Raw genomic sequence first — 25,588 nt, forward strand, 5'->3', positions numbered from 1 at the left:
ATGCCGGATGCGGCGTGAACGCCTTATCCGGCCTACGAAACCGAAACATATGTAGGCCTGATAAGACGCGTCAGCGTCGCATCAGGCGGTTGTTGTCGGAGCGGCGTAAATGCTTCATCCGACCTGGAAAAACGAACTGTACGTAAGCCTGATAAGACGCGCCAGCGCCGCATCAGGCAGTTGTTGCCGGATGCGGTGTAATCATTTATCCGTCCAGGAATGAGGAAGAACCCCATGGATGTCATTAAAAAGAAACATTGGTGGCAAAGCGACGCACTGAAATGGTCAGTGTTAGGTCTGCTTGGCCTGCTGGTGGGTTACCTTGTTGTTTTAATGTACGCACAAGGGGAGTACCTGTTCGCCATTACCACGCTGATTTTAAGTTCTGCGGGGCTGTATATTTTCGCCAACCGGAAAGCCTACGCCTGGCGCTATGTTTATCCGGGAATGGCAGGAATGGGGCTGTTCGTGCTCTTCCCTCTGGTGTGTACCATCGCCATTGCTTTTACCAACTACAGCAGCACTAACCAGCTAACTTTTGAACGCGCCCAGGAAGTTCTGTTAGATCGTTCCTGGCAAGCGGGCAAAACCTATAACTTCGGGCTTTATCCGGCAGGTGATGAGTGGCAACTGGCGCTCACCGATGGCGAAACCGGTAAGCATTATCTCTCCGACGCCTTTAAATTTGGCGGCGAGCAAAAGCTGCAACTGAAAGAAAGCGCCACACAGCCTGAAGGCGAGCGTGCAAATCTGCGCGTGATTACCCAAAATCGTCAGGCACTGAGCAACATTACCGCCATCCTCCCGGATGACAACAAAGTGATGATGAGCTCCCTGCGTCAGTTTTCTGGCACTCAACCGCTCTACACACTGGGCGATGACGGTACGCTGACCAATAACCAGAGTGGCGTAAAATATCGTCCGAATGACCAGATCGGCTTTTACCAGTCCATCACCGCCGATGGCAACTGGGGCGACGACAAACTCAGCCCCGGTTACACCGTGACTACCGGCTGGAAAAACTTTACCCGCGTCTTCACCGACGAAGGCATTCAGAAACCGTTCCTCGCGATTTTCGTCTGGACCGTGATGTTCTCACTGATCACTGTCTTTTTAACGGTTGCAGTCGGCATGGTGCTGGCCTGTCTGGTGCAATGGGAAGCGTTGCGCGGCAAAGCTATCTACCGCGTACTGCTGATTCTGCCCTACGCGGTGCCATCGTTTATTTCAATTTTGATTTTCAAAGGATTGTTCAACCAGAGCTTCGGTGAAATCAACATGATGCTGAGCGCGCTGTTTGGCGTGAAGCCCGCCTGGTTCAGCGACCCGACTACCGCACGGACGATGCTGATTATCGTCAACACCTGGCTGGGTTATCCGTACATGATGATCCTCTGCATGGGCTTGCTGAAAGCGATTCCTGACGATCTGTATGAAGCCTCAGCGATGGATGGCGCAGGTCCATTCCAGAACTTTTTTAAAATCACGCTGCCGCTGCTGATCAAGCCGCTGACGCCGCTGATGATCGCCAGCTTCGCCTTTAACTTTAACAACTTCGTACTGATCCAACTGTTGACCAACGGTGGCCCGGATCGTCTTGGCACCACCACGCCAGCCGGTTATACCGACCTGCTCGTTAACTACACCTACCGTATCGCCTTTGAAGGCGGCGGAGGTCAGGACTTCGGTCTGGCGGCAGCAATTGCCACGCTGATCTTCCTGCTGGTAGGCGCGCTGGCGATAGTGAACCTGAAAGCCACGCGAATGAAGTTTGATTAAGGGAGATAACAAAAATGGCAATGGTCCAACCGAAATCACAAAAAGCACGTTTGTTTATTACTCACCTGCTACTGCTACTTTTTATCGCGGCGATTATGTTCCCGCTGCTGATGGTCGTCGCAATCTCGCTGCGCCAGGGGAACTTCGCGACAGGCAGCCTGATCCCGGAACAAATCTCGTGGGATCACTGGAAACTGGCGTTAGGCTTTAGCGTTGAACAGGCCGATGGTCGCATTACGCCACCGCCATTCCCGGTACTGCTGTGGCTGTGGAACTCGGTAAAGGTCGCCGGGATTTCCGCGATTGGTATCGTGGCGCTCTCCACCACCTGCGCCTACGCCTTCGCCCGTATGCGCTTCCCTGGCAAAGCGACGCTGCTGAAAGGAATGCTGATTTTCCAGATGTTCCCGGCGGTACTCTCACTGGTGGCGTTGTATGCGTTGTTTGACCGTCTGGGTGAGTACATTCCGTTTATCGGTCTGAATACCCACGGCGGCGTTATCTTTGCTTACCTGGGCGGGATTGCGCTGCACGTCTGGACGATTAAAGGTTATTTCGAAACGATCGACGGCTCGCTGGAAGAAGCGGCGGCGCTGGACGGTGCGACACCGTGGCAGGCCTTCCGCCTCGTACTGCTGCCGCTGTCAGTACCGATTCTGGCGGTGGTGTTCATCCTGTCGTTTATCGCTGCCATTACTGAAGTTCCGGTCGCGTCGTTGTTACTGCGTGACGTGAACAGCTACACCCTGGCCGTGGGAATGCAGCAATACCTCAACCCGCAAAACTACCTGTGGGGCGATTTTGCCGCCGCTGCCGTAATGTCTGCATTACCGATCACCATCGTCTTCTTGCTGGCTCAACGCTGGCTGGTCAACGGCCTGACGGCAGGTGGTGTGAAAGGTTAAAGATGTTGTTCTGCCAATGTTATGCCGCTGCACCCTCAACTTACGTTATCCCAACTTGTGACTGTTATTCGGCGCTCCCTGGAGCGCCTTTTTTTACTCCCGCTTCAGCCGTTTCGAATTACACAACCACAGGGTGATCACCAGTAGCAGGATCGCTGCCGAGTAGATCAACACATCCAGTGGCGATTTATGATCGACGATGATCAAGCGCACAATGGCGGTGATCCCGATATAGACAAAGTAACGCAAGGGAAAGTGAAAACCGGACTGGAAGTACTTCACAATCAGGGCGATAAATTCGAAATAGAGAAAGTAAACCACCAGCCCTTCCACCAGCTCATATTTGCTGGTTTGTTCTGGCGCGAACAGCACATCAGCCAGATGCACCGTTTCTTTGCCGAGGAAGACAACCAGAATCAGGCCGAGGCACAACAGGCCAAGATTGAGTACGGTCTGCAAAATGGTGGAGATAAACTCCACGCGCGGACGAGATAACGACGTCATAACAGCCCTCCAACTCAGTGGCGAGCTTCCTGTATAACGCAAAAATGTGACGGGGATCTATATTTTTTGTGTATGTTTTGTTCAACCTGGTGTTAGGACGCCCCCACCAACATCGGATGTGCCTACCCGTAGGCTGGATAAGCCGCGCCTGGCGGCGCATCCGGCAAGACAAACCGCACCATAGCCTGTACTGCAAAAATCACCCATTCTGGTGATTCCCAGCCACCAGCAATGCGCGAAAAATCGACAATGTTCCTCTGGAACAAATGAAACGTAACCTGATAAAGGTGGTAAAAATGAAGCCTTATTTTGCTGCTTTGTTGTTATCAGTCTCTGTTCTTCCTGCTTTTGCCGGTCCGCTCGGTACTGCTGACAAATCCGACCTTCCGCAAAGCAATGTCTCCAGCCCAATGATGGCTCAGTCGCTCAGGCAATCAGACCTGCAACCGATATCGACGGACAGGAAGACAGAATGTTTTCGCCTTTACACACCAGATCGCAAACCGGGGGTGAACTGCGTTCCTGATGGCTCAACAGGTCATTAAGAATGAGGGTGCCAGTGATTGCGAAAACTGGCACCTTTCCCAAGACTTAGCGGAAATTCACGCTTCGGTCGCTGGTCATGTCATACAACTGGAACTTACGCCCAAGTTGCTGACCACCGTCACGCGTCAGCGGCGTCCAGCCAATTGCCGCACGGCTGCGTGTCGGGCCAGACGAGAAGAGATCCAACGGTACAGAGACATACACGCCTTTGGTGAAGTCCCCTTCGCCGTACTCCTCTTTCGAAACATTCGTGATCGTGGCATAGCCCCCCACCACCACGCCGCTATCAAAGCGTTTGGCGATCTCCAGCGTGCCGCCTTTATCCCCTGCCAGATACTGCCCGACGCTGGCTTTCACTAACACATCCTGAGCGAAAGATGGCGTCCAGTATGCGGTCAGATGTCCGGTTTTCACGCTGTAGTCGGTGAATTTCATCATATCTTTTGCACTACGCCAGTCGCGCTGTTTAACGTAGTTGGCGTCCAGACCAAACGCCCAGTTGCTATCCAGCGGACGATACAACACCTCTGCCCCCGCGCCGCCAAACATGGTTTCGAGATAACCGCCATAAATCTGCCCGTAGAAGCCGTTGCCCAGATGCTGGAAGTAGTTGGCTTGCAGGTTATTCACATAGACATCGTTCTGCACATACTCGCGCACATGGGTACGAACGCGCGGTAAGTGCGAGTCCTGCGGTGGATTGGTGTAGTTAAACTTGTCGTAATTGTTGGCAAGGTTAGCAAACAGGCTGCCGGTGGTGAGCAGATGGTCCGTCAGCCACAAATCCGCCGTTCCCATCACGCCCAGTTGGTACATGTAAAAGTTTTCCGGGCCACCGACTGACTGGTTCAGCACAGGATCGATATGGAAATCAAAGCGCGATTTGTCGATATACCAGCCCTGCTCGGTGGACTGCGGAACCACCGGCTCGACGCGTTTTTGCGCCAGCTTCGTTTCATACCCAAGCGGCTCGCCGGCGAGATAGTTTTTCAGGCTGGCGACATCGGTTTCCGTCGTCACCTGCGGCATGTTAAGGCGGTTTTCCGTGATACGGATCGTTTTGATCCCATCCGGCAGTTCGTTCATCACGATCCGATTAGCGCGAATGATCCCTTCGCGCGAATCACGATATTTCACCTGCTCGCCGGTAACATACAGCGTATCGCCTTTCGCCTGGATCTGCGGATCGGCCAGTCCGGCGTTATATTTCAACAGTGTTAGCTGATTCGCCACCACCGAATGCTGCAAAATGGCATCCTGTGGCTGCGGTTGATATTGCGGGCGGGCGTTATCGTTGTAAGACGGGCGCAGATCGTTAAAGTTGGTGCGCAGCGTAACGCCAAACATAAAGGTGTTGCCACGTTCATAGCTAAGGTTAACGTCGGCCCAATCGGTAACGCGATAAATCGCCCCGACGTTAAACTTACTTTTTTGCTCCAGCTTACCGGCAAAATCCTGCTGATAATTATTGCCTTCATACTCCAGTTTCAGGCGCAGCGGTTGCCAGGGCGTCTGGTATTCCACGCCGCCAAACAGTGAGGCAGGACCGTGGAACATCTGGCTACCGTCGATAGATCCCGCCTGTTTGTAGCTGTTATCGCGATAGCAATATTTATCACTGGCTGAACAGAGCGGATTTTTCACATTACCGCTGGTGCCCAGATATCCCCAGCCCAGGCCGAGCGTAAAATCGAACGGCCCCCAGGCTTTGCTGGCAACAAGATATTCCGCATCAAACAGCCCCGTACCGCCGATATCCCGCGCACCAACCGCCACTTGCGGCAGCCAGTAACTCTCTTCCCACAAACGCAGTTTGAGATCGAAGGCTTTATCTTTATACGTTTGATCGCCAGAGAACGCTTCGACGCTGCTGTACTGCCGGGTGCGCACATCGGTGTAGCGCAGCGTTGTTTCCAGCCACGGGAAGAGTTGCACTGAAGCAGAGTAATAACGGTACTGATCGTTATCACGATAGTTCAAACTCAACTCCCCTTCCCGCGCCATACGGGCGGTAGGCGTTTGTAACAGACCGACGCCGCCGAAGTCCGATTGCGATGGGCCAATAGGCGCAGGATACGTTTCGCCGTAGCAGGCCGTGCTAATGCCCAGCGCCAGTAAGCTAAGCAGATGTCTTTTTTTCATTATTGCGGTATCCGCTGCGTCAGAGTCTGAAGAATGTCGGCGTTCAGGGCATCAGGCGTCTTACTCCAGGCGGAGTCCGCCAGGCCAACATAAATAATGCTGCCGGGCATCGGCTCTACGTGACGCTTGTTCCAGTAAGCCACCGGCGCTTTTTGCGTGCGTCCATCCGGGTAAACCACCCACGCGTAGCTGCGATCTGCACTGCTAAGCAGCTTCTGACCGGAGAGATAGCTCGCCACATCGCGACCTGGAGTGAATGGCTGCTTGCCAGGACGGCTGATAAGCCCGAACAACGTGACCGTGGACGGCGCGGAACCCACCCACAGCGTGTAATTACCCTGCAACGGCGGGTTGCCGCGTTCGGCAACGCGGACGATATCGGGATCAAGATTGATTTTTTGCCTGCCCGTCACTTTCAACGCCTGAATTTGCTGGCGTAAGGCGTTGATCGCGGCTGCATCGTCGGCGCTGGAATCTGCGGCCTGTTCTGCCAGCCGCGTCAACAACGCCTGCTGCTGCCGCAATGCTGCCGCCGTTGCCCGCTCTTCGCTAATCACCGCACCAGGCCACCAGCTATTCGCCAGTCGTGGTTGGCCTACCAGATCGATTAAATGCTCCGCGCCCGTCAGCGTTTTGGCCTCACTACTACCATTGCTGAACACCTTGACGGTGCCTGCCGCAAAGACCGATGACGCTCCCACGCTCAAAAGCAACGCGACAATAGTTTGTTTAATCATTGTTTTGCCGCCTTGATGAGAGTGGTTTTCACCGGGAAGTAATCCGCGCCGAGATACTGTTCCGACTGGCGAATTTGCCCTTCGCTGTCGATCCAGTAGCGGTTATGCCATCGCGCCTGGTCGGTGGAGACTTCTTCGTCCAGCACGCGAACCGGGGTTTCATCGCTGCCGACTTTGACGGTATCGGTGCCAGCCCATTTGAAGACCGAGCGTGCGGTGGCGTAGCGCACCTGCTGGTACTCGGTCCAGCCCATCGTGCGCGTCCAGGTTGCGCCATCAACGATTTGTGCAGGTTTGATCAGCGGATCGGCAGCAAGGTTATTCACCTCAATCAGGTTGTCGCCGCCGAGCAGAGTCTTCACCAGACGGTCATGTTGGGTAACGAGAGTGGCCTGATCCTGAGTGACCCATTTTTGTTGTCCGTTTTCAGCGAAGGCCAGCACCACAAATAACTGCGGCCCGCCATTAAACTGCATGTACTGGCTGGCGTAGGGCATATTTTGAATATCATCGTCCGTCAGCTGTACGCCTGGCGTGCCGAACAGACTGTCCCACAGTGAATTGCCCAGCTCTTTAGTCGAGGCTGAACACGCCTGTAATAACAGGCAGATAAGAATGAGTGCAGGTCGCTTCACGACTCTTCTCCAGAGGGGCAGAATAACCACACCGGAGTGTGGTTATGGTAAATCCCTTCATACTTCAAGCCACAGATGCAATGACTCGAATTATTTTGGGGATACATACGTTATTACTGGGTACTGGTGGTCGTGGTTGTGGTGGTCCCGGTATTAGAACCATCGCCGCCACCGGTTGCCGCGAGCGCGACACCCACCGCCGAGCTTACGGTGCTAACGCTGGTCGCGGAGGAACTACCCGCCGAAACCGACGTTGCTGCCGACCCTGCCGCTTCGCCCACCTGTACAGGTGCAGCCCACGCAGAAGTCGCCGCAAGCGCAGATATGGCAAAAATGCCATACAGAACTTTTTTCATAACAATTTCCCTTCATTGAATGAATGGAGATTTACCCAAAAACATTTCGGGCGGAATCGAGTATACACAACTAAAGCATGTGGATTACGGCGTGGGGAATTAGTTATGGGGTTTTAGGATAATTGGAATGAATAGCAATTATATATTTTTTATTATATATAAATAATCATGTTAATCATGAGGTTAAAATAAATACAAAAGCGATTAACCTGCGTATATTCCGAAATGATTACAGACTGAAAATCTATTTTAGGATTAACCTCACGGTATGATTTTCGTTAAATCACAGACAAGAGGATTTATCTGATAAAACAATGCCGACTTATAGTCGGCATTGTTATTAAGGTTATTAAATCAATCGTGCTATGTATTAATTGCCGAATACGATGTACATATCGGCATCGACCTGTAGGCCTGATAAGACGCGACCGCGTCGCATCAGGCACCGGTTGCCGGATGCGGCGTAAACGCCTTATCCGGCCTACGTAGCGACATCAGGTATGCACGATGATTAACCGCGCCACGCTTTATAGCGGTTAATCAGACCATTGGTCGAGCTATCGTGGCTGCTGATTTCTTTGTCATCTTTCAGCTCCGGCAGAATGCGGTTAGCCAGCTGTTTACCCAGCTCCACGCCCCACTGGTCAAAGGTGAAGATGTTCAGGATCACGCCCTGAGTAAAGATTTTGTGCTCATACAGCGCAATCAACGCCCCCAGGCTGAACGGGGTGATTTCGCGCAGCAGGATGGAGTTGGTCGGACGGTTACCTTCGAACACTTTAAACGGCACTACATAGTCGAGCGTCGCCGGATCTTTACCCTGATCACGATATTCCTGCTCAACCACTTCGCGGGATTTACCAAAGGCCAGAGCTTCGGTCTGAGCGAAGAAGTTAGACAGCAGTTTCTGGTGGTGATCAGAGAGCGGGTTATGGGTGATAGCTGGCGCGATGAAATCGCATGGCACCATTTTGGTTCCCTGGTGGATCAGCTGGTAGAACGCGTGCTGACCGTTAGTACCTGGCTCACCCCAGATAATCGGGCCAGTCTGGTAATCCACGACGTTACCGTTACGGTCAACGTATTTGCCGTTGGATTCCATATTGCCCTGCTGGAAGTACGCCGCAAAACGGTGCATATACTGGTCATACGGCAGAATCGCTTCAGTTTCCGCGCCAAAGAAATTGTTGTACCAGATGCCAATCAGCGCCAGCAATACAGGCAAGTTTTTCTCTGCTGGAGTAGTGGAGAAATGCTTGTCCATGGCATGTGCGCCGGAAAGCAGTTCAACGAAGTTATCAAAGCCGATGGAGAGAACAATCGACAGGCCAATCGCTGACCACAAAGAGTAACGACCGCCGACCCAGTCCCAGAACTCGAACATGTTGGCGGTATCAATACCAAACTCGCCAACGGCTTTCGCATTGGTGGAAAGCGCCGCAAAGTGTTTCGCAACGTGCTTCTCATCACCTGCCGCTTTCAGGAACCAGTCACGTGCGCTATGGGCATTGGTCATGGTTTCCTGAGTGGTGAAGGTTTTAGACGCCACCAGGAACAGCGTCGTTTCCGGGTTCACTTTTTTCAGCACTTCTGCGATGTGAGTTCCGTCAACGTTAGAAACAAAGTGCATGTTCAGGTGATTTTTGTACGGACGCAGTGCCTCAGTCACCATGTACGGGCCGAGGTCAGAACCGCCGATCCCGATGTTCACCACCTCGGTGATTGCTTTGCCGGTATAACCCTTCCACTCACCGGAAATAATCGCTTGCGAGAAGGTTTTCATCTTCTCCAGCACCGCGTTGACTTCCGGCATTACGTCTTTGCCATCAACCAGAATCGGCGTATTGCTACGGTTACGCAGTGCCACGTGCAGCACGGCACGGTTTTCGGTGCGGTTGATCTTCTCGCCAGAGAACATCGACTTAATCGCGCCCGCCAGATCGCACTCTTTCGCCAGATCCTGCAATTTCGCCAGAGTTTCTTCGGTGATGCGGTTTTTGGAGTAATCCACCAGCATCTGATCGTCGAAGGTTGCGGAGAACTTAGAAAAACGATCGCCATCTTTAGCAAAAAGATCGGCGATCGTAACGTCTTTCATTTCATCGAAGTGTTTCTGTAGTGCCTGCCAGGCAGCGGTCTGCGTTGGATTGATGTTTTTCATTAGCAATACTCTTCTGATATTGAGAATTGTGACTGTGGAAGATTGTAGCGCCAGTCACAGAAAAATGTGATGGTTTTAGTGCCGTTAGCTCAGCTAACTACTGAAGAGGATAAAAAGTATAGACGTTATAAGCACAATTTCTGACCACGCCCGCTGCATGAATAATCCGCATAATCCCGGCGTTGACACACTCCCCTACACCTTTTATTTATAAATACGGTCTGCGCCTGCACCGGTTTCTATTTTGCCTTTGTGCCAAGGTCGCTTCTTTCATTCCCTGACACGAGGTTGTTATGCCCGATATTGTTGTCTCCAAATTTGGTGGTACTAGCGTGGCTGATTTCGACGCCATGAACCGCAGCGCCGACATTGTGCTTTCTGATGTGAATGTTCGTTTGGTTGTGCTCTCTGCTTCTGCGGGGATTACCAATCTGTTGGTTGCACTGGCTGAAGGTCTGGAACCGGTTGAGCGTTTCGAAAAACTCGATGCTATTCGCAATATTCAGTTCGCCATTCTGGAGCGTCTGCGTTACCCGAACGTCATCCGTGAAGAGATTGAACGTTTGTTGGAGAACATTACTGTTCTGGCCGAAGCGGCGGCACTGGCAACATCTCCGGCACTGACGGATGAACTAGTCAGCCACGGCGAACTGATGTCTACTCTGCTGTTTGTTGAAATCCTGCGCGAACGCGATGTCCAGGCGCAGTGGTTTGATGTGCGTAAAGTGATGCGCACCAACGACCGTTTTGGTCGTGCGGAGCCAGATGTTGTTGCACTGGCGGAACTGGCTGCGTTGCATCTGACTCCACGGCTCAGTGAAGGTTTAGTCATCACCCAGGGCTTTATTGGTAGCGAAAGTAAAGGGCGTACAACAACACTTGGACGTGGCGGCAGCGATTATACGGCAGCCTTGTTGGCGGAAGCCTTACACGCATCTCGCGTTGATATCTGGACTGACGTCCCTGGCATCTACACTACCGATCCACGCGTGGTGCCGGCAGCAAAACGCATTGATAGAATCGCTTTTGAAGAGGCCGCTGAAATGGCGACCTTTGGCGCGAAAGTGCTGCATCCAGCGACGTTGCTGCCCGCAGTGCGCAGCGATATTCCGGTGTTTGTCGGTTCCAGCAAAGACCCACGTGCTGGCGGTACGTTGGTGTGTAATAAAACCGAAAATCCACCGCTGTTCCGTGCACTGGCTCTGCGCCGTAAACAAACGCTATTAACCCTGCACAGCCTGAATATGCTGCATTCCCGTGGCTTCCTCGCGGAAGTTTTCGGTATCCTCGCGCGGCATAATATTTCGGTGGATTTAATTACTACGTCCGAAGTGAGCGTGGCATTAACTCTTGATACTACTGGTTCAACTTCTACCGGCGATACATTGTTGACGCAATCACTGCTGATGGAACTTTCGGCACTGTGCCGTGTAGAAGTGGAAGAAGGCCTTGCGCTGGTGGCGCTGATTGGTAACGACCTGTCCAAAGCCTGCGGCGTCGGCAAAGAAGTATTTGGTGTGCTGGAACCGTTCAACATCCGCATGATTTGCTACGGCGCGTCCAGCAATAACCTGTGCTTCCTGGTGCCAGGTGCTGATGCAGAGCAGGTAGTGCAGAAATTGCATAGTAATTTGTTTGAGTAAACGACCAGTACAGGTGAATAGCGACCCACGTCGCTATTCACCATGCCGGATCAATTACGAATTACTACGGCGCTGTTGCTTTTCCGCATGTACGCGTTTCACTATCTTATAAATCCATTGCAACGTCAGATTATATTTCTTCGCTAATTCGGCGTAGTTGCGACCATCGCACTCGCTATAGATTTGGTAGTCACGCTCCGACGCCCGTCCGGAGATCCCTTTCGGGAAATAAATGCTTTGCCCACCCCAGTTACGCATCATTCGGTCGGCAATGGCAAAGCCCACATTTTCCGCCGATGAACTGTCGAGATTGATGCTCTCAATCAGAACTTGCGATGCATGAAACGCCAGGTCGTTAATGATCTCCGGTGTCCGGGCCATCTCTTTTGATTTTCGTATCATTTTTCATCTCCATATATCTTGCATCCTGTATAAGACCCGATGCGTGTAAAACCACGGATATACGCTAAGCAGTTGTCATTACTGCTACTCAATACATTCAACAAACAAATAAACAATCACCAAAAATATAAATTTTTAATATTAATGAACGTCATAAATTCACAAAATAAATATATTGTTTGCGTTATGTTTCTTGTCAACTGGAGTATCATTTTACACGATACTGTATGTGCATACAGTATTATTTTTACCTGTAGTGTAAAAAGATCGTTTCCCTCACAGTCGCTGACTTTCTTAAACAAACTTTAAAAATCAAATGACTATGGGCTATTCCTACGATTCACCATCCTCTTTTCCCTGCATAATGACGCGCTTATTCTCCAGGACACCTTTTGCTCTTTTATTAATGGGTGGATTTATTAGCAAGCATGTTCATTTATAGAGGATCTATTTTTTAAAGTTATTTATTAAAGCTTTTTTCATTCTTCACTGGAGGGATCTGGCGACACTAAACGCTCACTTATCAGGAGATATCGTATGAAAAAAGTCACTTTTCCCCGTCTTTCCGGCTGGCTGGTCGCTTCCGTCGCGCTGTTTGTCGCGATCGGCTGTACATCTTCCGCACAGATCCCGGTTGTCATTTATAAACTAAGTCTGGTTTCGCTCGCCGCTGTGCTGGGATACTGGCTCGATCGCAGTCTGTTTCCCTGGGCGCGGCCTGACTCATTTTGCCCCTGGGAAGAGGCGCGATGCTGCGCGGCGGCAATGATTCGTCGGGCTATCATCGTTGCAGCCGTCTGCCTTTCCGTCGCGTTAGGACTTTAGTGATGCAGGTAAAATTTCTCGCGCTAATTACTCTGTTCGCGTTCTTCCCGCTTAACGCATCTGAACCGCCGCGAGCATCTCTGGCATGGCGAAACGAACTGATTCGAACTGCACGAGAAGTCTGGGGACTGAACGCCCCGGTGGCAGACTTCGCCGGGCAGTTGCACCAGGAATCAGCCTGGCAGCCAATGGCGCGTTCCCCCGTCGGCGCACAGGGTATGGCGCAATTTATGCCTGCCACAGCGACATGGATAAGCCAGTTGTATCCACAGCTACGTGAAAACAAGCCCTATAACCCAACCTGGGCGATTCGCGCATTGGTGCAATATGACCAGCATTTGTGGAAAAACATCTCGGCGAAAAATGGCTGCCAGCGTATGGCGTTTACCCTAAGCGCCTATAACGGTGGTCAGGGATGGGTTAATCGGGATAAAAAACTGGCCGCATCCAAAGGGTTAGATGCCACCATCTGGTTTGGTCATGTTGAGCACGTCAACGCCGGGCGTAGTGCCGCAAACTGGCGAGAAAATCGTCACTATCCGAAGATGATCCTCTATCAACATGCCGCCCGCTACTTACTCTGGGGGCAGGCAAGCTGTCTTCACTAATCAGAGGGGCCGATGAAACTCAGTATCGATTTTTGGGAAGTGATCTCCCTTATGCTTTCCTTCGTTGGATTAATGTTTGCTGCCGGAAAATTGCTGTTAGCGCAAATTGAAAAAAGACTTAATGAGCGTTTTGAATCTCTGGAAAACGCGCGCCGGGAATCAGAAACAAGCTGGTCGAAACTGGAAAGAGAATTTCTCGAATTTCGTGCCGAGCTTCCGCTGCATTATGTCCGCAGAGAAGATTATCTTCGTGGCCAGGCAGTATTAGAAGCAAAGCTGGATGCCTTATATAGCAAAATAGAGCTATTACAACGTGGCAGCTATTAAATACATCCCCACCTTTACATAAGTGTGGGGATTTTTTATAGCCATTCAATTTTTTCTCTAAATCACATTAAAAGATTCTTCACCTTCACTGCTTCAGAATACATTTCAACGATAACGAAGTGAGCAGTAATTAAGGAATACCCTATATGGAAATTTTATCTGTAATTAATTCTGTTGTGACCAGATTACGTGAACAGAATCCCGAAATGGACGTATTTATTTCATCGGTTGATGCCCATAAATATATTCCGCAGACGCAGCAAGTTACAGTGATTATTAATTATAGCGGTTCTCTATTTGCCATGCCTGAAAGCAGTGATGCCCTCGTGCAACAGCAAACGCTCCGTTTAACTGCCACCGTTATTGTTGGCAAAAATTGTGACGCGTTAAACGCACTGGATCGCATACGCAGCGCACTGGGGGGGATCCAGCTTCCTGATTGCGAGCGTCTTCTTTGGCTTGAAACAGAAATCAATGCAGGCGAGAGCGGTGGTTTCTGCCGCTACATCCTGGAAATGGCGACCAGCTCGCTGTTTATCGCGAAACGGGAAAGCACGGACCTTACCCTGCTTACTGAAGTTAATTACGAGGAAACTGAATGAAATACATCTACAACGGCCCGGCAAGCGGCGTCACCCTTGCCGACGGACAAGAAATCTTATTGTGGCCGAACAGTGAAATTGATCTGCCAGAAGAAAACGAGTGGGTTATGACCATGATTGCCCGCAATCACCTGACTCCTGTCATCACTCAGGAAGAACAAAATAACGGAGAGGAAATTGTACATGGCAGCTAATTACCTGCACGGTGTAGAAACCATTGAAATTGAAACCGGTCCGCGCCCGGTTAAAGCGGTAAAATCCGCTGTAATCGCTTTAATCGGTAGTGCACCATGCGGTCCGGTAAACAAACCAACATTGTGCCTTTCTGAAAGCGATGCCGCGCAGTTTGGCTCGACTCAGGCTAACTTTACTATCCCGCAGGCGCTGAAGGCGATTTATGACCACGGCGCCGGTACGGTGGTGGTGATTAACGTACTGGATCCGGCAAAACATGGCTCCAGCATCAGCAATGAGAGTATCACTTTTGATTCCAACAACCAGGCAAAACTGGCTCATCGTGCGGTGCGCAATGTCGTCCTGAAACCCTCTTCAACATCAGCCACTACGTATAGCAGCACAGCGTTTCATGTTGATGAACAAACAGGAATAATCACTCGTGCAGAGACTGAGATCCCTGCCGGAGCGAAAGTTTGTGCCTATTACTCATGGGCCGATCCAACAAAAGTTACCGCAGCCGATATTATTGGCGCCGTTAATACCGCAGGCGATCGCACGGGGATGAAACTGCTACAGGATACCTATAACCTGTATGGTTTCTACGCCAAAATCCTGCTTGCTCCCGTTTTCTGTACGCAAAAATCGGTCACCACCGAACTGATTGCTCAGGCGGAAAAACTCGGTGCTATCGCCTACATTGACGCCCCAATCGGTACTACATTCCAGCAGGTACTGGCTGGTCGCGGCTCGAAAGGCGCAATCAACTTCAACACCAGTTCTGACCGTGCGCGTTTGTGCTATCCGCACGTCAAAGTTTATGACGGCTCAACCAACCAGGAAGTTCTCGAACCGCTATCTTCACGCGCTGCCGGACTGCGTGCCAAAGTAGACCTGGAGAAAGGTTTCTGGTGGAGCAACTCAAACCAGGAAATTCAGGGCATTATCGGTATCGAACGTTCACTTTCCGCAATGGTTGATGACCCGCAAAGTGAAGTGAATCAGCTCAACGAAAACGGCATTACCACTGTTTTCAATAGTTACGGCTCTGGTCTGCGTTTATGGGGCAACCGCACTGCGGCATGGCCAACCGTGACCCATATGCGTAACTTTGAAAACGTTCGCCGCACGGGTGATGTGATTAACGAGTCGATCCGTTATTTCAGCCAGCAGTATATCGATATGCCGATTAATCAGGCACTAATTGATGCCCTGACCGAGTCGGTAAATACCTGGGGCCGTAAGCTGATTGCCGACGGCGCACTGCTTGGCTTTGAGTGCTGGTACGATCCGGCGCGAAATTCACCGACCGAACTCAGTGCCGGGCATTTATTGCTGAGCTATAAATTCACCCCGCCACCGCCGCTGGAACGTCTGACGTTTGAAACTGAAATTACCTCTGAATATTTAGTCTCTCTGGAGAGCAATAGCTAATGGCTGGAAAAATTCAAATTAACCGTATTACCAATGCCAATATTTATCTCGATGGTAATAACCTTTTAGGTCGTGCAACCGAAATTAAATTACCGGATGTCAGTTTAATTATGCAGGAGCATAAAGCACTGGGCATGGTCGGCAAAATCGAACTCCCGGCAGGTTTCGATAAACTGGAAGGGGAAATTAAATGGAACTCCTTTTATCAAGACGTCATGCGTAAAACGGCAAACCCGTGGCAGGCGGTAGCATTACAGTGCCGCTCCAGTATTGATTGCTATAACTCCCAGGGGAAAGCGAATCAATTAGCGTTAGTCACTCATTTGACTGTTATGTTTAAAAAGAATCCATTGGGAACATTTAAACAGAATGAAAACCCGGAATTCAGCAGCGCCTTTGGTTGTACCTATATTAAACAGGTGGTCGATGGTGAAACACTACTGGAACTGGATTACCTGGCGAATATTTTCCGCGTTAACGGCGTGGATCAATTAAGTACCTATCGCAATAACATCGGTGGCTAAGTTATTCGGGGCTACGGCCCCGATTTCCGCATGACCAATAAGGATACAAAATGAAAGAACATTATACCTTACAGTTCCCGTTTACTTCAGCGGCGGGAGACGTAATTAACACTCTGCAATTACGTCGCCTGAAAGTAAAAGATATGCGCAACGCGCGCCGGATCAGCGAAAAACCAGAAGAATGGGATGAACCGCTAATGGCTGCAATGACCGGACTGGTGCCAGAAGATTTAGCTGAAATGGATTTGCTGGATTACCAGGCATTGCAGAAACGATTTCAATCCATGCTTAGCGTGGCTACAGAATCTGCCACTGTTATTGCAAGCGATGGCGTTACTGGCAAGATGGTTTCGCTTTCCGCCCAGTGAGATAGACGCCCTTACCGTCGATGACTTTAGCAACTGGCTGGATGAAGCCAACGCCCAAATAAAAATCGAATATGACTCGCAGACCTGATGTCTGCGAGTTTTCCAAGCCCGTCAGGTTTATTTCTTCCCTGCCCCTTTTTTTTAGAAAAATAACCAGCGGGCCATTATCAATATTTAAAGAGAAACAATTTTGGCCAACGATATTATTACCCAGCTTCAGGCGCGTAATGAGACGTTGACGCAGGCAATAGCCCGTTACGGCTCACTCAACGCCAGAACATTGTTAACTCTCTCTACTCAGCAAGCGACAGTTATCAAACTAACGCAGCGACTTGCCGATTCCGCTCTCCGCCTGGAGGAAAATAGCCGCAGCCGCGCTAATCTGATGGAGAAAACCCAAACATTTGCCGGGCAATTTAGCAAAGTATTCAATGTTGAAGCCCCCGACTGGAAGTTACCGTATGAGTTTCAGGACAATATGGTCAATATGGCGGCCAAAGGTGGGATGAGTGATGCCACTCGCGAGACGCTCAGCCTGAATCTGCGCGACTGGAGTATGGATTTTAACCAGCAGCAGACCACGTTACAGTCCGCCGCTCTGACCTTAGTTGAAGGCAATGTATCGTCCTTGCAGGATCTCAACCGCTATATGCCGGAGATCGCCAAAGCCGCCACCGCCACGCGCGACAGCGCCGAAACATGGGCGAAAGCCGCGCTCGCGACTCATGATCGACTGAATATTGCCCCGGAAAATTTCAACGCCGCGCAAAACATGATGTACAGCGTGACCAAAAGCGGTGGGCCTGCCATTGCCGAACAAACGCAGTGGATAGAGAAATTTGCAGGTAAAACCGGTACTCAGGGTCTGGAAGGTATGGCTGAACTGACCGCCACCATGCAGATCGCCATGAAAAACGGTGCCAGCGCCAGTACAGCGGCGGAGAATTTCGACCATTTTCTGCAAACCACCTTTTCGAAAAAAACCGATAGCTGGTTCGCCAGCCAGGGCGTCGATCTGCAAGGTTCTCTGCTTGAGCATCAGCAAAACGGTATGGGTGTTAGCGAAGCCATGACTCATATCGTGCAAATGCAGCTTGAGAAGATGAATCCGGCGATCCTCGATACCTTCAAACGCACCATGCAGATTGAAGATTTATCTGCCCGCAGCACTGCGCTGCAATCGATGGTGACGCAGTTTAATCTGGACGAAATGTTCGGCGATGCACAAACGGTGGAATTCCTGGCCCCTATGCTGGCGAACATGGAAGAGTATCGCCAGCTAAAAGCCTCTGCCATGCAAGCCACCAGCAAGAATCTGATTGATGCCGACTTTTCTGCGCAAATGGCTTCGCCCATTGAACAGACTAAAGCGTTACAACTGGCGTTAAATGATTTATGGCTCAGCATTGGCTTACAACTTATGCCGGCGATTGGCGAGCTGGCGCAAAGCCTTGCGCCGGTTATTCGCCAGTTCAGCGCCTGGCTACGCGAACATCCGGCGCTGGTGCAAAACATTGCGAAAATCGTCGGGGCGATTTGGCTGTTTAACGGCGCGCTGAATGTTTTAAAGCTGGGCGCGAACTTCATCGCCTCGCCGTTTATTCGTCTGGTCGATATCTTCCTGAAAGTCAGGGCAAGTCTGGCGCTCGGAGGCGCAGCGAGTAAGGTGCTATTGGCGGTTAAGTCATTGGGTGGCGGCGCAAAATGGCTAACGCAACTGCTTGGTCGTGGCCTGATCGGAGCATTGAAACTGATTGGTCGAACCGTTCTCTCACTAGGCCGGGTGCTACTGATGAATCCCATTGGTCTGGTCATCACTGCGATTGCGGGCGCGGCTTATCTGATTTATCGCAACTGGGAACCTATCACCAGGTTCTTTTCCGCCATCTGGAAACGTATTACCACGGCCTTTGACGGTGGCATTGCAGGTATTAGCCGGTTGATTCTCGACTGGTCGCCACTGGGGTTGTTCTACAGCGCCTTTTCCGGTGTGATGAATTGGTTTGGTGTTGAGATGCCTGCGAGTTTTAGCGAGTTCGGCAGCAAAATACTGGCTAGCCTGGCCGACGGCATAATGAATGCTTTCCCCGCTCTGAAAGGCATTATTGATCAGGTCAAAAACGCCATGCCAGACTGGCTAAAAGCCACAATGGGGATCGGCACAGAAGCATCGGCTGCGACTGTTACAGGCACGACTAATACCGCATCAGTCTCCCCCGCGACCGTTGTTCCAGGCGTTGCCGGTGCGCTTTTAACGCCGCCTGTGGGCAAACAACTCGCGCCATCCAGCAAAACGACAACGCCGTCATCGGCGCCAGTGGCAAAACCCGCGTCGGCCTCTTTACCAGGTAAATCCGTAACCAAACCGGCGACGCTACCCTCCCGTTCTCCAGGAAAAGTCCAGGTGAATTTTTCGCCACAAATTACCGTGCAGGGTAACGGACAAAACACCACTAAAGACATTCAGAACGTATTGACGATGAGTAAACGCGAACTGGAAAGAATGATTAACGACGTAATGGCGCAGCAACAGCGCCGGGGGTATGCCTGATGTATGCCGTTTTAGGTGAGATTGAATTTAAAGTTGTCACATTCTGGGATGGCTTTAAAAGCACAATGGGCGTGGATTACGCCACACATGCCCGTATTGAAGGCAAACCTGGCGTGCAGTTTATTGGCGATAAGCTGGACATGCTGGCGCTGGAATTTTTCCTGCACAGCCAGTTTTGCCAACCCACAACAGAGCTGAATCGACTGCGTGAAGCCATGCTTGCCCACAAAGCAATGGCGCTGGTGTTTGGCAACGGTGATTATCGCGGCTGGTTTGTAATTACAGAGTTAACCGCCACTCACCAGCACACCGATCCCTGGGGCAATGTGATTGCCCAAAGCGGAACAATGTCGCTCCAGGAGTATACCGGCGATCCGAAAAACCCACTCCTGCCCCCGGCGATTACCACCCAGGAGCCTAATATTGACGAAAAGGCGAGCGATTTTCCGGACAAGGTGGAGTCCTGGTTGGATCAGATATTGAACGCCATTGAAGAAGGTATGCGCAAAGCCAAAGAGATGCTCGATGAACTGGCGCAATCCATTGAAGATATTAAAAAAACAGTGGCAAAGGTCAAAGCACTGATTAAAGAGGCCAAAGCGTTAAAAGAAAAGTGTGAAAAGATAATTAAGTCGTTGAAAAAGACTATTGATGCCATCGAAACCCTGTTTAAACAGCCGATGGATCTGCAAACGCTGGCAGGATTACCAAAAGCGTTGTCGGCGCAGATTAAAGCATTGCTGGGTAACATGCCGGGCATCCGCGACTGTGCCGAAGACGCCGGGACACTGGTTGACCATGCACAAGAACTGTTTGGCAGCATCACCAGCGCCATCGCCGAAGCAACTTTCGATAAAGCCACAACGTTGGTTGAGCAGGCGCGTACAACGGTACAGCAAACCACTCCCGCAGTGACTCAGCTCGCTGCCGCGACCATTACGAGGAGCTGGTAATGCGATACCTTGAACATATCACCACCGACGGCGAACGCTGGGATAACCTGGCATGGCATTACTACGGTGATGCACTGGCTTATGAACGCATTATCGCCGCCAATCCACATGTCGCCATTTACCCGGTACTGCCTGCCGGTATTCAGCTCATTATTCCGGTCATTACCGTCAACAAGACCGTATCGGAGATCCCACCATGGCTGAGATAAGCGTAACTGGCGGCGTCTTTGCCACGCTCGCGCCCATTTTTACCCTGTGGTATGGGCATAAAGATATCACTTATGACATCACGCCTTATGTCACCAGCATCAGTTACCAGGACAGTATTAAAAACGAGTCGGATACCATCGCGATTACACTGGATGACACCGATGGACGCTGGATAAAAGAGTGGTATCCCGGCAAAGGCGATACGCTGGCGCTGCACATAGGTTATCAGGGGGAAAAACTGCTCGATTGTGGTCAATATATCATTGATAAAATTGACATTTCAGCACCACCTTCCACGGTAAATATTGATGGCATCGCCACTTCCGTCAATCAGGCGCTGCGCACCCGTAACAGTCAGGGCTTTGAAGAGACAACGCTTTCAGCCATCGCCAGCCGTATCGCGCAAACTCACGGCCTGACGCTGGTGGGCAAAATCGAGCCGCTGACGATTGACCGGGTGACACAGTACGGCGAAACCGATGTCGGATTTCTCAAGCGCCTGGCCAGCGAATATGGCTATGCGGTAAAGGTGACCACCAAAGAACTGATTTTTTCGCATTTACCCACGCTGCGCTGCCTGGCGCCGGTGAAAAAGATCGACCGCAAAGACGTTTCGCATTTCACCTTCAAAGATACCATTAACCGCATCTACAAAAACGCCACCGTACAGCATCAAAATAGTAAGAAAAAAGAACTGGTTATCTACACTCACGACAGCCAGCAAAAGCCGTCTGCCCGTGGAGTCGGCACCAGTGCCGACACGCTGAAACTGAACAGTCGGGCGCCGGACGTTGGCGCGGCACAGGCAAAGGCCAACGCCGCGCTCGACAGCCACAACGAATATCAACAAACCGGAACGCTCAGGATGATGGGCTGCCCGGAACTGACGGCAGGCAATAAAATCGAGCTAACCGATTTTGGTGTGCTTTCCGGTCAGTGGCTGATTGATAAATCTACTCACAGTTTTGTGCGCAGCGGCTATACCACTGAAATCGACGTTTCACGCGGGCCAGCGACCAGCCAGTAAGGAGGCAATATGAAAGGAGTAACCCGGCAAACGGGGATTATCAGCGATATTGACGAAACCAGCGTTCGGGTGCGGGTCACGCTACCAGAGTGTGACAATCTGAAGAGTAACTGGCTTGCGGTGCTGCAGCGCAATTCTCAGGACAATAAGGATTACTGGCTACCGGATATGGGCGAACAGGTGGAAGTTCTGCTGGATGATAACGGTGAAGATGGCGTGGTGCTGGGCGCAGTATATTCAACGGTAGACACTGCGCCAGTAGCATCGCGCGACAAACGCTATGTCCAGTTTTCTGATGGCGCAGCGTTTGAATATGACCGCAGCACCCACCAGCTTACGATTAATGGTGGCATCGAAAAAATCGTGATTGAGGTTATTGACCGTACCAGCCTGACGTCGCCCAACGTTGAGGTTAAAGCCCAACACGTCACCGTGACTTCCGACACTGTTGATGTGAAAGCCACCGATGTCAGCATTGAAGCCAGTAAGGTCGATGTTAAAGCGGCAGCAGTGACGGTAGATGCGCCCATGAGCACCTTTACCGGCAACGTCACGGTGATGAAAAAACTCACCTGGCTTGGTGGCATGGCAGGAAGTGGAGGCATCGGCAACGCCGCCACGATAACCGGCAATGTCAACGTGATTGGTAACGTTCAGGCCAGCGGCACATTGCAGGACAGCGGTGGCAACTCCAACCACCATTCACACTGACGTTTAACCCGCCTGATGGCGGGTTTTCTCTTTTTAATCAATCAGTTTTTTAAATCGCTTTAATATCCCCGCCGCCTGTTCAGGGCGAAAATACCCTCATGAACACGACAACACGCCCCTCTACGCTGCACTGGCAACCAGCCTTGCAGCGGCCTGAAGAATACGTCTGCGGACTGGATGATATTCACCAGGCAATACACATCATTCTGCGCACACCGCGCGGCAGTGATCCCCACAGACCGCTGTTTGGCAGCAACTTGTGGCACTACATCGATTATCCCATCGAGCGGGCGATTCCGCATGTGGTAAGGGAGTCGGTAGAGGCCATCCGCCAGTGGGAACCGCGCTGCCGGTTGCTGAAGGTGACACCGGTAATCGACGGGGAACATCTGACGTTACGTGTGCAATGGCGCGCCGCTGACGGCGTAATCAACTCAACGGAGGTGTTATGGCGATAGCCGAACCCGATTTTATTGACCGCGATCCTGCGCAAATTACCAGCGAGATGATTGCGCAGTACGAAGATGCCAGCGGCAAAAAGCTCTACCCGGCACAGGCCGAGCGGTTGCTGATTGACCTTTTTGCCTATCGTGAAAACCTTGTACGCATCGCCATTCAGGAAGCGGCGAAACAGAATCTGGTCGCGTATTCCCGCGCGCCAATGCTGGATTATTTAGGTGAGCTGGTGGGCGTTCACCGCTTACCTGCACAACCGGCAAAAACCACGTTGCAGTTTTCGGTAGCCAGTAAGAATCGAAATAACATTCTAATTCCACAAGGAACACGTGCCAGCGCCTCTGACAGCGTGATGTTTGCTACCGATGAAGATGTTCTGATTCCGGCGGGAAGTTTGCATATAGCCGTTCCCGCCACCAGTCTGGCAACAGGCGAAGCGGGCAATGGCTGGCAGCCTGCACAGATTAGCGCCCTTGTTGACAGGATTGGTTATTACGATATCAGCGTGACCAACCTGACGGCCTCAACCGGCGGCTGCGGTGAAGAGAGCGATGACGCACTACGCCAGCGGATCCAACTGGCGCCGGAAAGTTTCAGCAATGCGGGCAGCTATGGTGCCTACCGCTTTCATACGCTTTCCGTAAGCCAGTCGATTATTGACGTCGCGGTACTGGGGCCGGACGAAGGATTACCAGAAGGCTGCGTGGAGATCTACCCGCTAACGCTGAATGGTCTGCCGGGCGTGGAACTGCTCGCGCAAATTGAACTGGAGGTTAGCAAGGAGAAAAAACGTCCGCTGACCGACAAAGTAAGTGCGAAATGCGCCGTTAGGGTGCCGTATGAAATCCGTGCGCAGCTCACACTGTTTACCACTGCCGATCAGGAGACAACGCTGGCTGCGGCGCGTAAAGCGATTAGCCTCTGGACGCAACAGCGGCAGAAACATCTGGGACAGGACATTGTGCCAAACCAGATAATCAAAGTGTTACAAGTCGATGGTGTCTATGACGTTGCGCTGAATATGCCTACAAAACGTATTTTGCAGGCACATGAGTGGGCGGAATGCACCGCGATAGACGTCACGATTGCCGGAGTCTGCGATGGATAAATTGCTGCCGCCACCGCCGCTTGCCAGCGATGAGCGATTTTCAACTCTGGCAAATATCGCCGCCGAGCGTTTTGCCCAACTCGATCTGACAGCGTTGATGGTTTATCTGGTAGACCTGGTTGATGCTTCGGCATTACCTGCCCTTGCAGAACAATTTCACGTTCAGGGGCTGGAAGGTTGGTTATTTACCACTGATGAACGGGAGAAGCGCGAGTTAATTAAGCAAGCCATTGAGCTGCATAAATATAAAGGAACGATTTGGGCGGTACGGCGGGTGCTGGAAATACTTTCGCTACCAGGAACTATTTCAGAATGGTTTGAATATGGGGGGAAGGCTTATTTTTTTAAGGTTGATATAGAGCTGGTGGATAAAGGCATGGATGAAAACCTTTTCAATAATCTGGTAGAACTCATTCATGAATATAAAAACACACGTTCAAAACTGGAAGCATTAATTGTCTGGATCATTAACCAAAGTGCTATTCCTGTTATTGGCTGTGCACTTTATGGTGGTGAACTGACGACGGTTTTACCTTTCCAGATACGGGAAGTACAGCAAAACACATCAATCTATTACGGAACAGGGCAATGGAGCCTTGAAATTACATCTATTTACCCGGAGTAATTATGGATAATGAGTTTTATACTCTACTCACCGACAGAGGGATGGCAAAAATTGCTAATGCTCTGGCGGATAAAAAACAGCTTCATCTACAAAAAATGGCTGTTGGCGACAGCGGAGGGCAATATTATGAACCCACCGTCAGCCAAACTAAATTACGTCATGAAGTCTGGCGAGGTGATTTAAATACATTAACAGTTGCGCCCAATAATCCTAACTGGTTAATTGCGGAACTTGTACTGCCCGAAAATATCGGCGGCTGGTATGTACGTGAAGTCGGTGTTTTTGATACTGACGGTGAACTCATTGCTATCGGTAAATTCCCGGAGTCGTATAAACCGCTATTACCCGGCGGCAGCGGTAAGCAAGTTTGCATTCGTCTCATTATGGAAGTTTCCAACACGGCAGCGGTAACACTCACCGTTGACCCCAGTATTGTGCTGGCAACACGAGATTATGTTGATTCGCAACTGGATGAACATGAACGTTCGACTAATCACCCTGATGCTACGTTATCGCAAAAAGGCTTTACGCAGTTAAGTAATGCCACTGACAGTGATGACGAAACCAAAGCGGCTACGCCAAAAGCGGTGAAAGCGGCGATGATTGAGGCACGAAATCATCGTCATACCTGGAGTCAGATTACTGATATTCCGGATGGTACGCTGACGCAAAAAGGGATTGTGAAGCTTAGTAACGCGATTGATAGCACCAGCACGACAGAGGCGGCAACACCGAGCGCGGTGAAGGCGGCGTATGACCTTGCGAATGGTAAGGCTGCGGGTAGTCATACGCACCCTTGGGGGCAGATTACGGGTATACCAGACGGTACGCTGACGCAGAAAGGGATTGTTAAGCTTAGTAATGCGACAGATAGCAACAGTACGACGGAGGCGGCGACACCGAGTGCGGTGAAAGCGGCGTATGACCTGGCAAATGGAAAGGCTGCAGGTAGTCATACGCACCCCTGGGGGCAGATTACGGGTATTCCGGATGGCACCCTGACGCAAAAAGGGATTGTGAAGCTTAGTAATGCGACGGATAGCAACAGTACGACGGAGGCGGCTACGCCAAGTGCGGTGAAGGCGGCGTATGATAAAGCCTGTGAGGCATATAGCAGGATTAACAATTCCTCATTCCGCTTCTATACATCAAATGGAACATTTACCGTGCCGACTGGAGTAACAGAAATACTTCTGGAAATGTCAGGCGGTGGTGGGGGCGGTGGTGGTGGGGCAATCGCCGGAGGCTCGACAGTGGTACAACCTAAATTTGGAC

29 protein-coding genes are annotated in these 25,588 nt (G+C 51.0%); 21 read left to right on the forward strand and 8 right to left on the reverse strand.

Features of this window, described 5'->3' with window-relative positions; genetic code table 11:
* Window positions 1-234 precede the first annotated feature (234 nt).
* Window positions 235-1,779: a maltose ABC transporter permease MalF gene (gene malF / locus HEN21_RS20290; protein WP_010352841.1), complete on the forward strand. Its 1,545-nt coding sequence runs from the start codon at window positions 235-237 to the stop codon at window positions 1,777-1,779.
* Window positions 1,780-1,793: 14 nt separating this feature from the next.
* Window positions 1,794-2,684, forward strand: coding sequence for a maltose ABC transporter permease MalG (gene malG / locus HEN21_RS20295; RefSeq protein ID WP_001252052.1), 891 nt, complete (start codon window positions 1,794-1,796; stop codon window positions 2,682-2,684).
* A gap of 93 nt (window positions 2,685-2,777) precedes the next feature.
* Here malG and psiE read toward each other — a convergent pair whose 3' ends face one another.
* Together psiE and HEN21_RS20305 are read right to left on the reverse strand one after the other, a co-directional pair.
* Window positions 2,778-3,188, reverse strand: coding sequence for a phosphate-starvation-inducible protein PsiE (gene psiE, locus HEN21_RS20300; protein WP_000202902.1), 411 nt, complete (start codon window positions 3,186-3,188; stop codon window positions 2,778-2,780).
* Window positions 3,189-3,310: 122 nt separating this feature from the next.
* The gene (locus tag HEN21_RS20305) at window positions 3,311-3,454 is read right to left on the reverse strand and encodes a hypothetical protein (protein ID WP_000487762.1); all 144 of its coding nucleotides are present in this window, start codon (window positions 3,452-3,454) and stop codon (window positions 3,311-3,313) included.
* Between HEN21_RS20305 and HEN21_RS20310 the strand changes: the two genes are divergently transcribed.
* Window positions 3,455-3,733, forward strand: a complete 279-nt coding sequence (locus tag HEN21_RS20310) for a hypothetical protein (protein WP_024195210.1) — start codon at window positions 3,455-3,457, stop codon at window positions 3,731-3,733.
* Window positions 3,734-3,779: 46 nt separating this feature from the next.
* Here HEN21_RS20310 and HEN21_RS20315 read toward each other — a convergent pair whose 3' ends face one another.
* From HEN21_RS20315 to pgi, 5 genes are all read right to left on the reverse strand, one after another.
* On the reverse strand, window positions 3,780-5,876 hold the full coding sequence (locus tag HEN21_RS20315) for a YjbH domain-containing protein (RefSeq protein ID WP_176252218.1): 2,097 nt from the start codon (window positions 5,874-5,876) through the stop codon (window positions 3,780-3,782).
* On the reverse strand, window positions 5,876-6,613 hold the full coding sequence (locus tag HEN21_RS20320) for a capsule biosynthesis GfcC family protein (RefSeq protein WP_105285607.1): 738 nt from the start codon (window positions 6,611-6,613) through the stop codon (window positions 5,876-5,878). The genes HEN21_RS20315 and HEN21_RS20320 overlap by 1 nt, the downstream gene beginning before the upstream one ends.
* The gene (locus tag HEN21_RS20325) at window positions 6,610-7,248 is read right to left on the reverse strand and encodes a YjbF family lipoprotein (protein ID WP_105285606.1); all 639 of its coding nucleotides are present in this window, start codon (window positions 7,246-7,248) and stop codon (window positions 6,610-6,612) included. Before HEN21_RS20325 ends, HEN21_RS20320 begins: the two co-directional genes overlap by 4 nt.
* A gap of 113 nt (window positions 7,249-7,361) precedes the next feature.
* Window positions 7,362-7,604 carry an exopolysaccharide production protein YjbE gene (yjbE, locus tag HEN21_RS20330; protein WP_000757333.1) on the reverse strand — a complete coding sequence of 81 codons (243 nt, stop codon included), beginning with the start codon at window positions 7,602-7,604 and terminating at the stop codon, window positions 7,362-7,364.
* A 511-nt stretch (window positions 7,605-8,115) separates the two neighbouring features.
* Entirely contained in the window at window positions 8,116-9,765 is a 1,650-nt protein-coding gene (gene pgi, locus HEN21_RS20335) for a glucose-6-phosphate isomerase (RefSeq protein ID WP_105285605.1), read from the reverse strand.
* Between the two features lie 293 nt (window positions 9,766-10,058).
* Here pgi and lysC point away from each other — a divergent pair, with 293 nt between their 5' ends.
* Window positions 10,059-11,408, forward strand: a complete 1,350-nt coding sequence (gene lysC, locus HEN21_RS20340; RefSeq protein ID WP_001112918.1) for a lysine-sensitive aspartokinase 3 — start codon at window positions 10,059-10,061, stop codon at window positions 11,406-11,408.
* A 54-nt stretch (window positions 11,409-11,462) separates the two neighbouring features.
* Here the strand turns inward: lysC and HEN21_RS20345 are convergent, their stop codons facing one another.
* Window positions 11,463-11,810, reverse strand: coding sequence for a Mor transcription activator family protein (locus HEN21_RS20345; protein WP_000619864.1), 348 nt, complete (start codon window positions 11,808-11,810; stop codon window positions 11,463-11,465).
* Between the two features lie 537 nt (window positions 11,811-12,347).
* Between HEN21_RS20345 and HEN21_RS20350 the strand changes: the two genes are divergently transcribed.
* The 17 genes from HEN21_RS20350 to HEN21_RS20435 form a co-directional block, all read left to right on the forward strand.
* A complete protein-coding gene (locus tag HEN21_RS20350) occupies window positions 12,348-12,635 on the forward strand; it encodes a putative holin (RefSeq protein WP_105285604.1) in 288 nt (95 codons plus the stop codon).
* Window positions 12,636-12,637: 2 nt separating this feature from the next.
* Window positions 12,638-13,243: a transglycosylase SLT domain-containing protein gene (locus HEN21_RS20355; RefSeq protein WP_016159866.1), complete on the forward strand. Its 606-nt coding sequence runs from the start codon at window positions 12,638-12,640 to the stop codon at window positions 13,241-13,243.
* A gap of 12 nt (window positions 13,244-13,255) precedes the next feature.
* Window positions 13,256-13,570 carry a membrane protein gene (locus tag HEN21_RS20360; RefSeq protein WP_000777272.1) on the forward strand — a complete coding sequence of 105 codons (315 nt, stop codon included), beginning with the start codon at window positions 13,256-13,258 and terminating at the stop codon, window positions 13,568-13,570.
* 146 nt (window positions 13,571-13,716) lie between these two features.
* Window positions 13,717-14,172: a Gp37 family protein gene (locus HEN21_RS20365; RefSeq protein WP_176252217.1), complete on the forward strand. Its 456-nt coding sequence runs from the start codon at window positions 13,717-13,719 to the stop codon at window positions 14,170-14,172.
* The gene (locus tag HEN21_RS20370) at window positions 14,169-14,366 is read left to right on the forward strand and encodes a hypothetical protein (RefSeq protein WP_016159864.1); all 198 of its coding nucleotides are present in this window, start codon (window positions 14,169-14,171) and stop codon (window positions 14,364-14,366) included. The genes HEN21_RS20365 and HEN21_RS20370 overlap by 4 nt, the downstream gene beginning before the upstream one ends.
* Complete coding sequence (locus tag HEN21_RS20375; RefSeq protein ID WP_176252216.1) at window positions 14,356-15,780, forward strand: phage tail sheath subtilisin-like domain-containing protein; 1,425 nt, start codon at window positions 14,356-14,358, stop codon at window positions 15,778-15,780. Before HEN21_RS20370 ends, HEN21_RS20375 begins: the two co-directional genes overlap by 11 nt.
* The gene (locus HEN21_RS20380; protein WP_000907501.1) at window positions 15,780-16,304 is read left to right on the forward strand and encodes a phage major tail tube protein; all 525 of its coding nucleotides are present in this window, start codon (window positions 15,780-15,782) and stop codon (window positions 16,302-16,304) included. Before HEN21_RS20375 ends, HEN21_RS20380 begins: the two co-directional genes overlap by 1 nt.
* A gap of 50 nt (window positions 16,305-16,354) precedes the next feature.
* Entirely contained in the window at window positions 16,355-16,672 is a 318-nt protein-coding gene (locus HEN21_RS20385; protein ID WP_176252215.1) for a phage tail assembly protein, read from the forward strand.
* A 190-nt stretch (window positions 16,673-16,862) separates the two neighbouring features.
* On the forward strand, window positions 16,863-19,223 hold the full coding sequence (locus tag HEN21_RS20395) for a phage tail tape measure protein (RefSeq protein ID WP_176252214.1): 2,361 nt from the start codon (window positions 16,863-16,865) through the stop codon (window positions 19,221-19,223).
* Entirely contained in the window at window positions 19,223-20,176 is a 954-nt protein-coding gene (locus HEN21_RS20400; RefSeq protein ID WP_176252213.1) for a phage tail protein, read from the forward strand. Before HEN21_RS20395 ends, HEN21_RS20400 begins: the two co-directional genes overlap by 1 nt.
* Window positions 20,176-20,385, forward strand: a complete 210-nt coding sequence (locus tag HEN21_RS20405) for a tail protein X (protein WP_016159859.1) — start codon at window positions 20,176-20,178, stop codon at window positions 20,383-20,385. Before HEN21_RS20400 ends, HEN21_RS20405 begins: the two co-directional genes overlap by 1 nt.
* Window positions 20,373-21,413 (forward strand): phage late control D family protein, encoded by a 1,041-nt coding sequence (locus HEN21_RS20410; RefSeq protein WP_105285598.1) that lies wholly within the window; start codon window positions 20,373-20,375, stop codon window positions 21,411-21,413. Before HEN21_RS20405 ends, HEN21_RS20410 begins: the two co-directional genes overlap by 13 nt.
* 9 nt (window positions 21,414-21,422) lie before the next feature.
* Window positions 21,423-22,124 (forward strand): phage baseplate assembly protein V, encoded by a 702-nt coding sequence (locus HEN21_RS20415; RefSeq protein WP_016159857.1) that lies wholly within the window; start codon window positions 21,423-21,425, stop codon window positions 22,122-22,124.
* A gap of 98 nt (window positions 22,125-22,222) precedes the next feature.
* Window positions 22,223-22,582 (forward strand): GPW/gp25 family protein, encoded by a 360-nt coding sequence (locus tag HEN21_RS20420; RefSeq protein ID WP_105285597.1) that lies wholly within the window; start codon window positions 22,223-22,225, stop codon window positions 22,580-22,582.
* Entirely contained in the window at window positions 22,573-23,688 is a 1,116-nt protein-coding gene (locus tag HEN21_RS20425) for a baseplate assembly protein (protein WP_176252212.1), read from the forward strand. Before HEN21_RS20420 ends, HEN21_RS20425 begins: the two co-directional genes overlap by 10 nt.
* Window positions 23,681-24,313 (forward strand): phage tail protein I, encoded by a 633-nt coding sequence (locus HEN21_RS20430; protein WP_105286294.1) that lies wholly within the window; start codon window positions 23,681-23,683, stop codon window positions 24,311-24,313. The genes HEN21_RS20425 and HEN21_RS20430 overlap by 8 nt, the downstream gene beginning before the upstream one ends.
* Before the next feature lie 2 nt (window positions 24,314-24,315).
* A partial coding sequence (locus HEN21_RS20435) for a tail fiber protein (protein WP_183082931.1) occupies window positions 24,316-25,588 on the forward strand: 1,273 nt, incomplete at its 3' end.

This window comes from Escherichia sp. 93.1518 (assembly GCF_013368915.2).
In the GTDB taxonomy this organism is placed as follows: domain Bacteria; phylum Pseudomonadota; class Gammaproteobacteria; order Enterobacterales; family Enterobacteriaceae; genus Escherichia; species Escherichia ruysiae.

Bases quoted from the DNA above. Each gene is read 5' to 3' on its own strand.
- malF (WP_010352841.1), top strand. From the start codon at position 235: ATGGATGTCATTAAAAAGAAACATTGGTGGCAAAGCGACGCACTGAAA.
- lysC (WP_001112918.1), top strand. From the start codon at position 10,059: ATGCCCGATATTGTTGTCTCCAAATTTGGTGGTACTAGCGTGGCTGAT.
- HEN21_RS20370 (WP_016159864.1), top strand. From the start codon at position 14,169: ATGAAATACATCTACAACGGCCCGGCAAGCGGCGTCACCCTTGCCGAC.
- HEN21_RS20355 (WP_016159866.1), top strand. From the start codon at position 12,638: ATGCAGGTAAAATTTCTCGCGCTAATTACTCTGTTCGCGTTCTTCCCG.
- HEN21_RS20315 (WP_176252218.1), bottom strand. From the start codon at position 5,876: ATGAAAAAAAGACATCTGCTTAGCTTACTGGCGCTGGGCATTAGCACG.
- HEN21_RS20360 (WP_000777272.1), top strand. From the start codon at position 13,256: ATGAAACTCAGTATCGATTTTTGGGAAGTGATCTCCCTTATGCTTTCC.
- HEN21_RS20430 (WP_105286294.1), top strand. From the start codon at position 23,681: ATGGATAAATTGCTGCCGCCACCGCCGCTTGCCAGCGATGAGCGATTT.
- malG (WP_001252052.1), top strand. From the start codon at position 1,794: ATGGCAATGGTCCAACCGAAATCACAAAAAGCACGTTTGTTTATTACT.
- yjbE (WP_000757333.1), bottom strand. From the start codon at position 7,604: ATGAAAAAAGTTCTGTATGGCATTTTTGCCATATCTGCGCTTGCGGCG.
- HEN21_RS20385 (WP_176252215.1), top strand. From the start codon at position 16,355: ATGAAAGAACATTATACCTTACAGTTCCCGTTTACTTCAGCGGCGGGA.
- HEN21_RS20425 (WP_176252212.1), top strand. From the start codon at position 22,573: ATGGCGATAGCCGAACCCGATTTTATTGACCGCGATCCTGCGCAAATT.
- HEN21_RS20420 (WP_105285597.1), top strand. From the start codon at position 22,223: ATGAACACGACAACACGCCCCTCTACGCTGCACTGGCAACCAGCCTTG.
- HEN21_RS20320 (WP_105285607.1), bottom strand. From the start codon at position 6,613: ATGATTAAACAAACTATTGTCGCGTTGCTTTTGAGCGTGGGAGCGTCA.
- HEN21_RS20380 (WP_000907501.1), top strand. From the start codon at position 15,780: ATGGCTGGAAAAATTCAAATTAACCGTATTACCAATGCCAATATTTAT.
- pgi (WP_105285605.1), bottom strand. From the start codon at position 9,765: ATGAAAAACATCAATCCAACGCAGACCGCTGCCTGGCAGGCACTACAG.
- HEN21_RS20415 (WP_016159857.1), top strand. From the start codon at position 21,423: ATGAAAGGAGTAACCCGGCAAACGGGGATTATCAGCGATATTGACGAA.
- HEN21_RS20405 (WP_016159859.1), top strand. From the start codon at position 20,176: ATGCGATACCTTGAACATATCACCACCGACGGCGAACGCTGGGATAAC.
- HEN21_RS20375 (WP_176252216.1), top strand. From the start codon at position 14,356: ATGGCAGCTAATTACCTGCACGGTGTAGAAACCATTGAAATTGAAACC.
- HEN21_RS20410 (WP_105285598.1), top strand. From the start codon at position 20,373: ATGGCTGAGATAAGCGTAACTGGCGGCGTCTTTGCCACGCTCGCGCCC.
- HEN21_RS20345 (WP_000619864.1), bottom strand. From the start codon at position 11,810: ATGATACGAAAATCAAAAGAGATGGCCCGGACACCGGAGATCATTAAC.
- HEN21_RS20310 (WP_024195210.1), top strand. From the start codon at position 3,455: ATGAAACGTAACCTGATAAAGGTGGTAAAAATGAAGCCTTATTTTGCT.
- HEN21_RS20365 (WP_176252217.1), top strand. From the start codon at position 13,717: ATGGAAATTTTATCTGTAATTAATTCTGTTGTGACCAGATTACGTGAA.
- HEN21_RS20400 (WP_176252213.1), top strand. From the start codon at position 19,223: ATGTATGCCGTTTTAGGTGAGATTGAATTTAAAGTTGTCACATTCTGG.
- HEN21_RS20350 (WP_105285604.1), top strand. From the start codon at position 12,348: ATGAAAAAAGTCACTTTTCCCCGTCTTTCCGGCTGGCTGGTCGCTTCC.
- psiE (WP_000202902.1), bottom strand. From the start codon at position 3,188: ATGACGTCGTTATCTCGTCCGCGCGTGGAGTTTATCTCCACCATTTTG.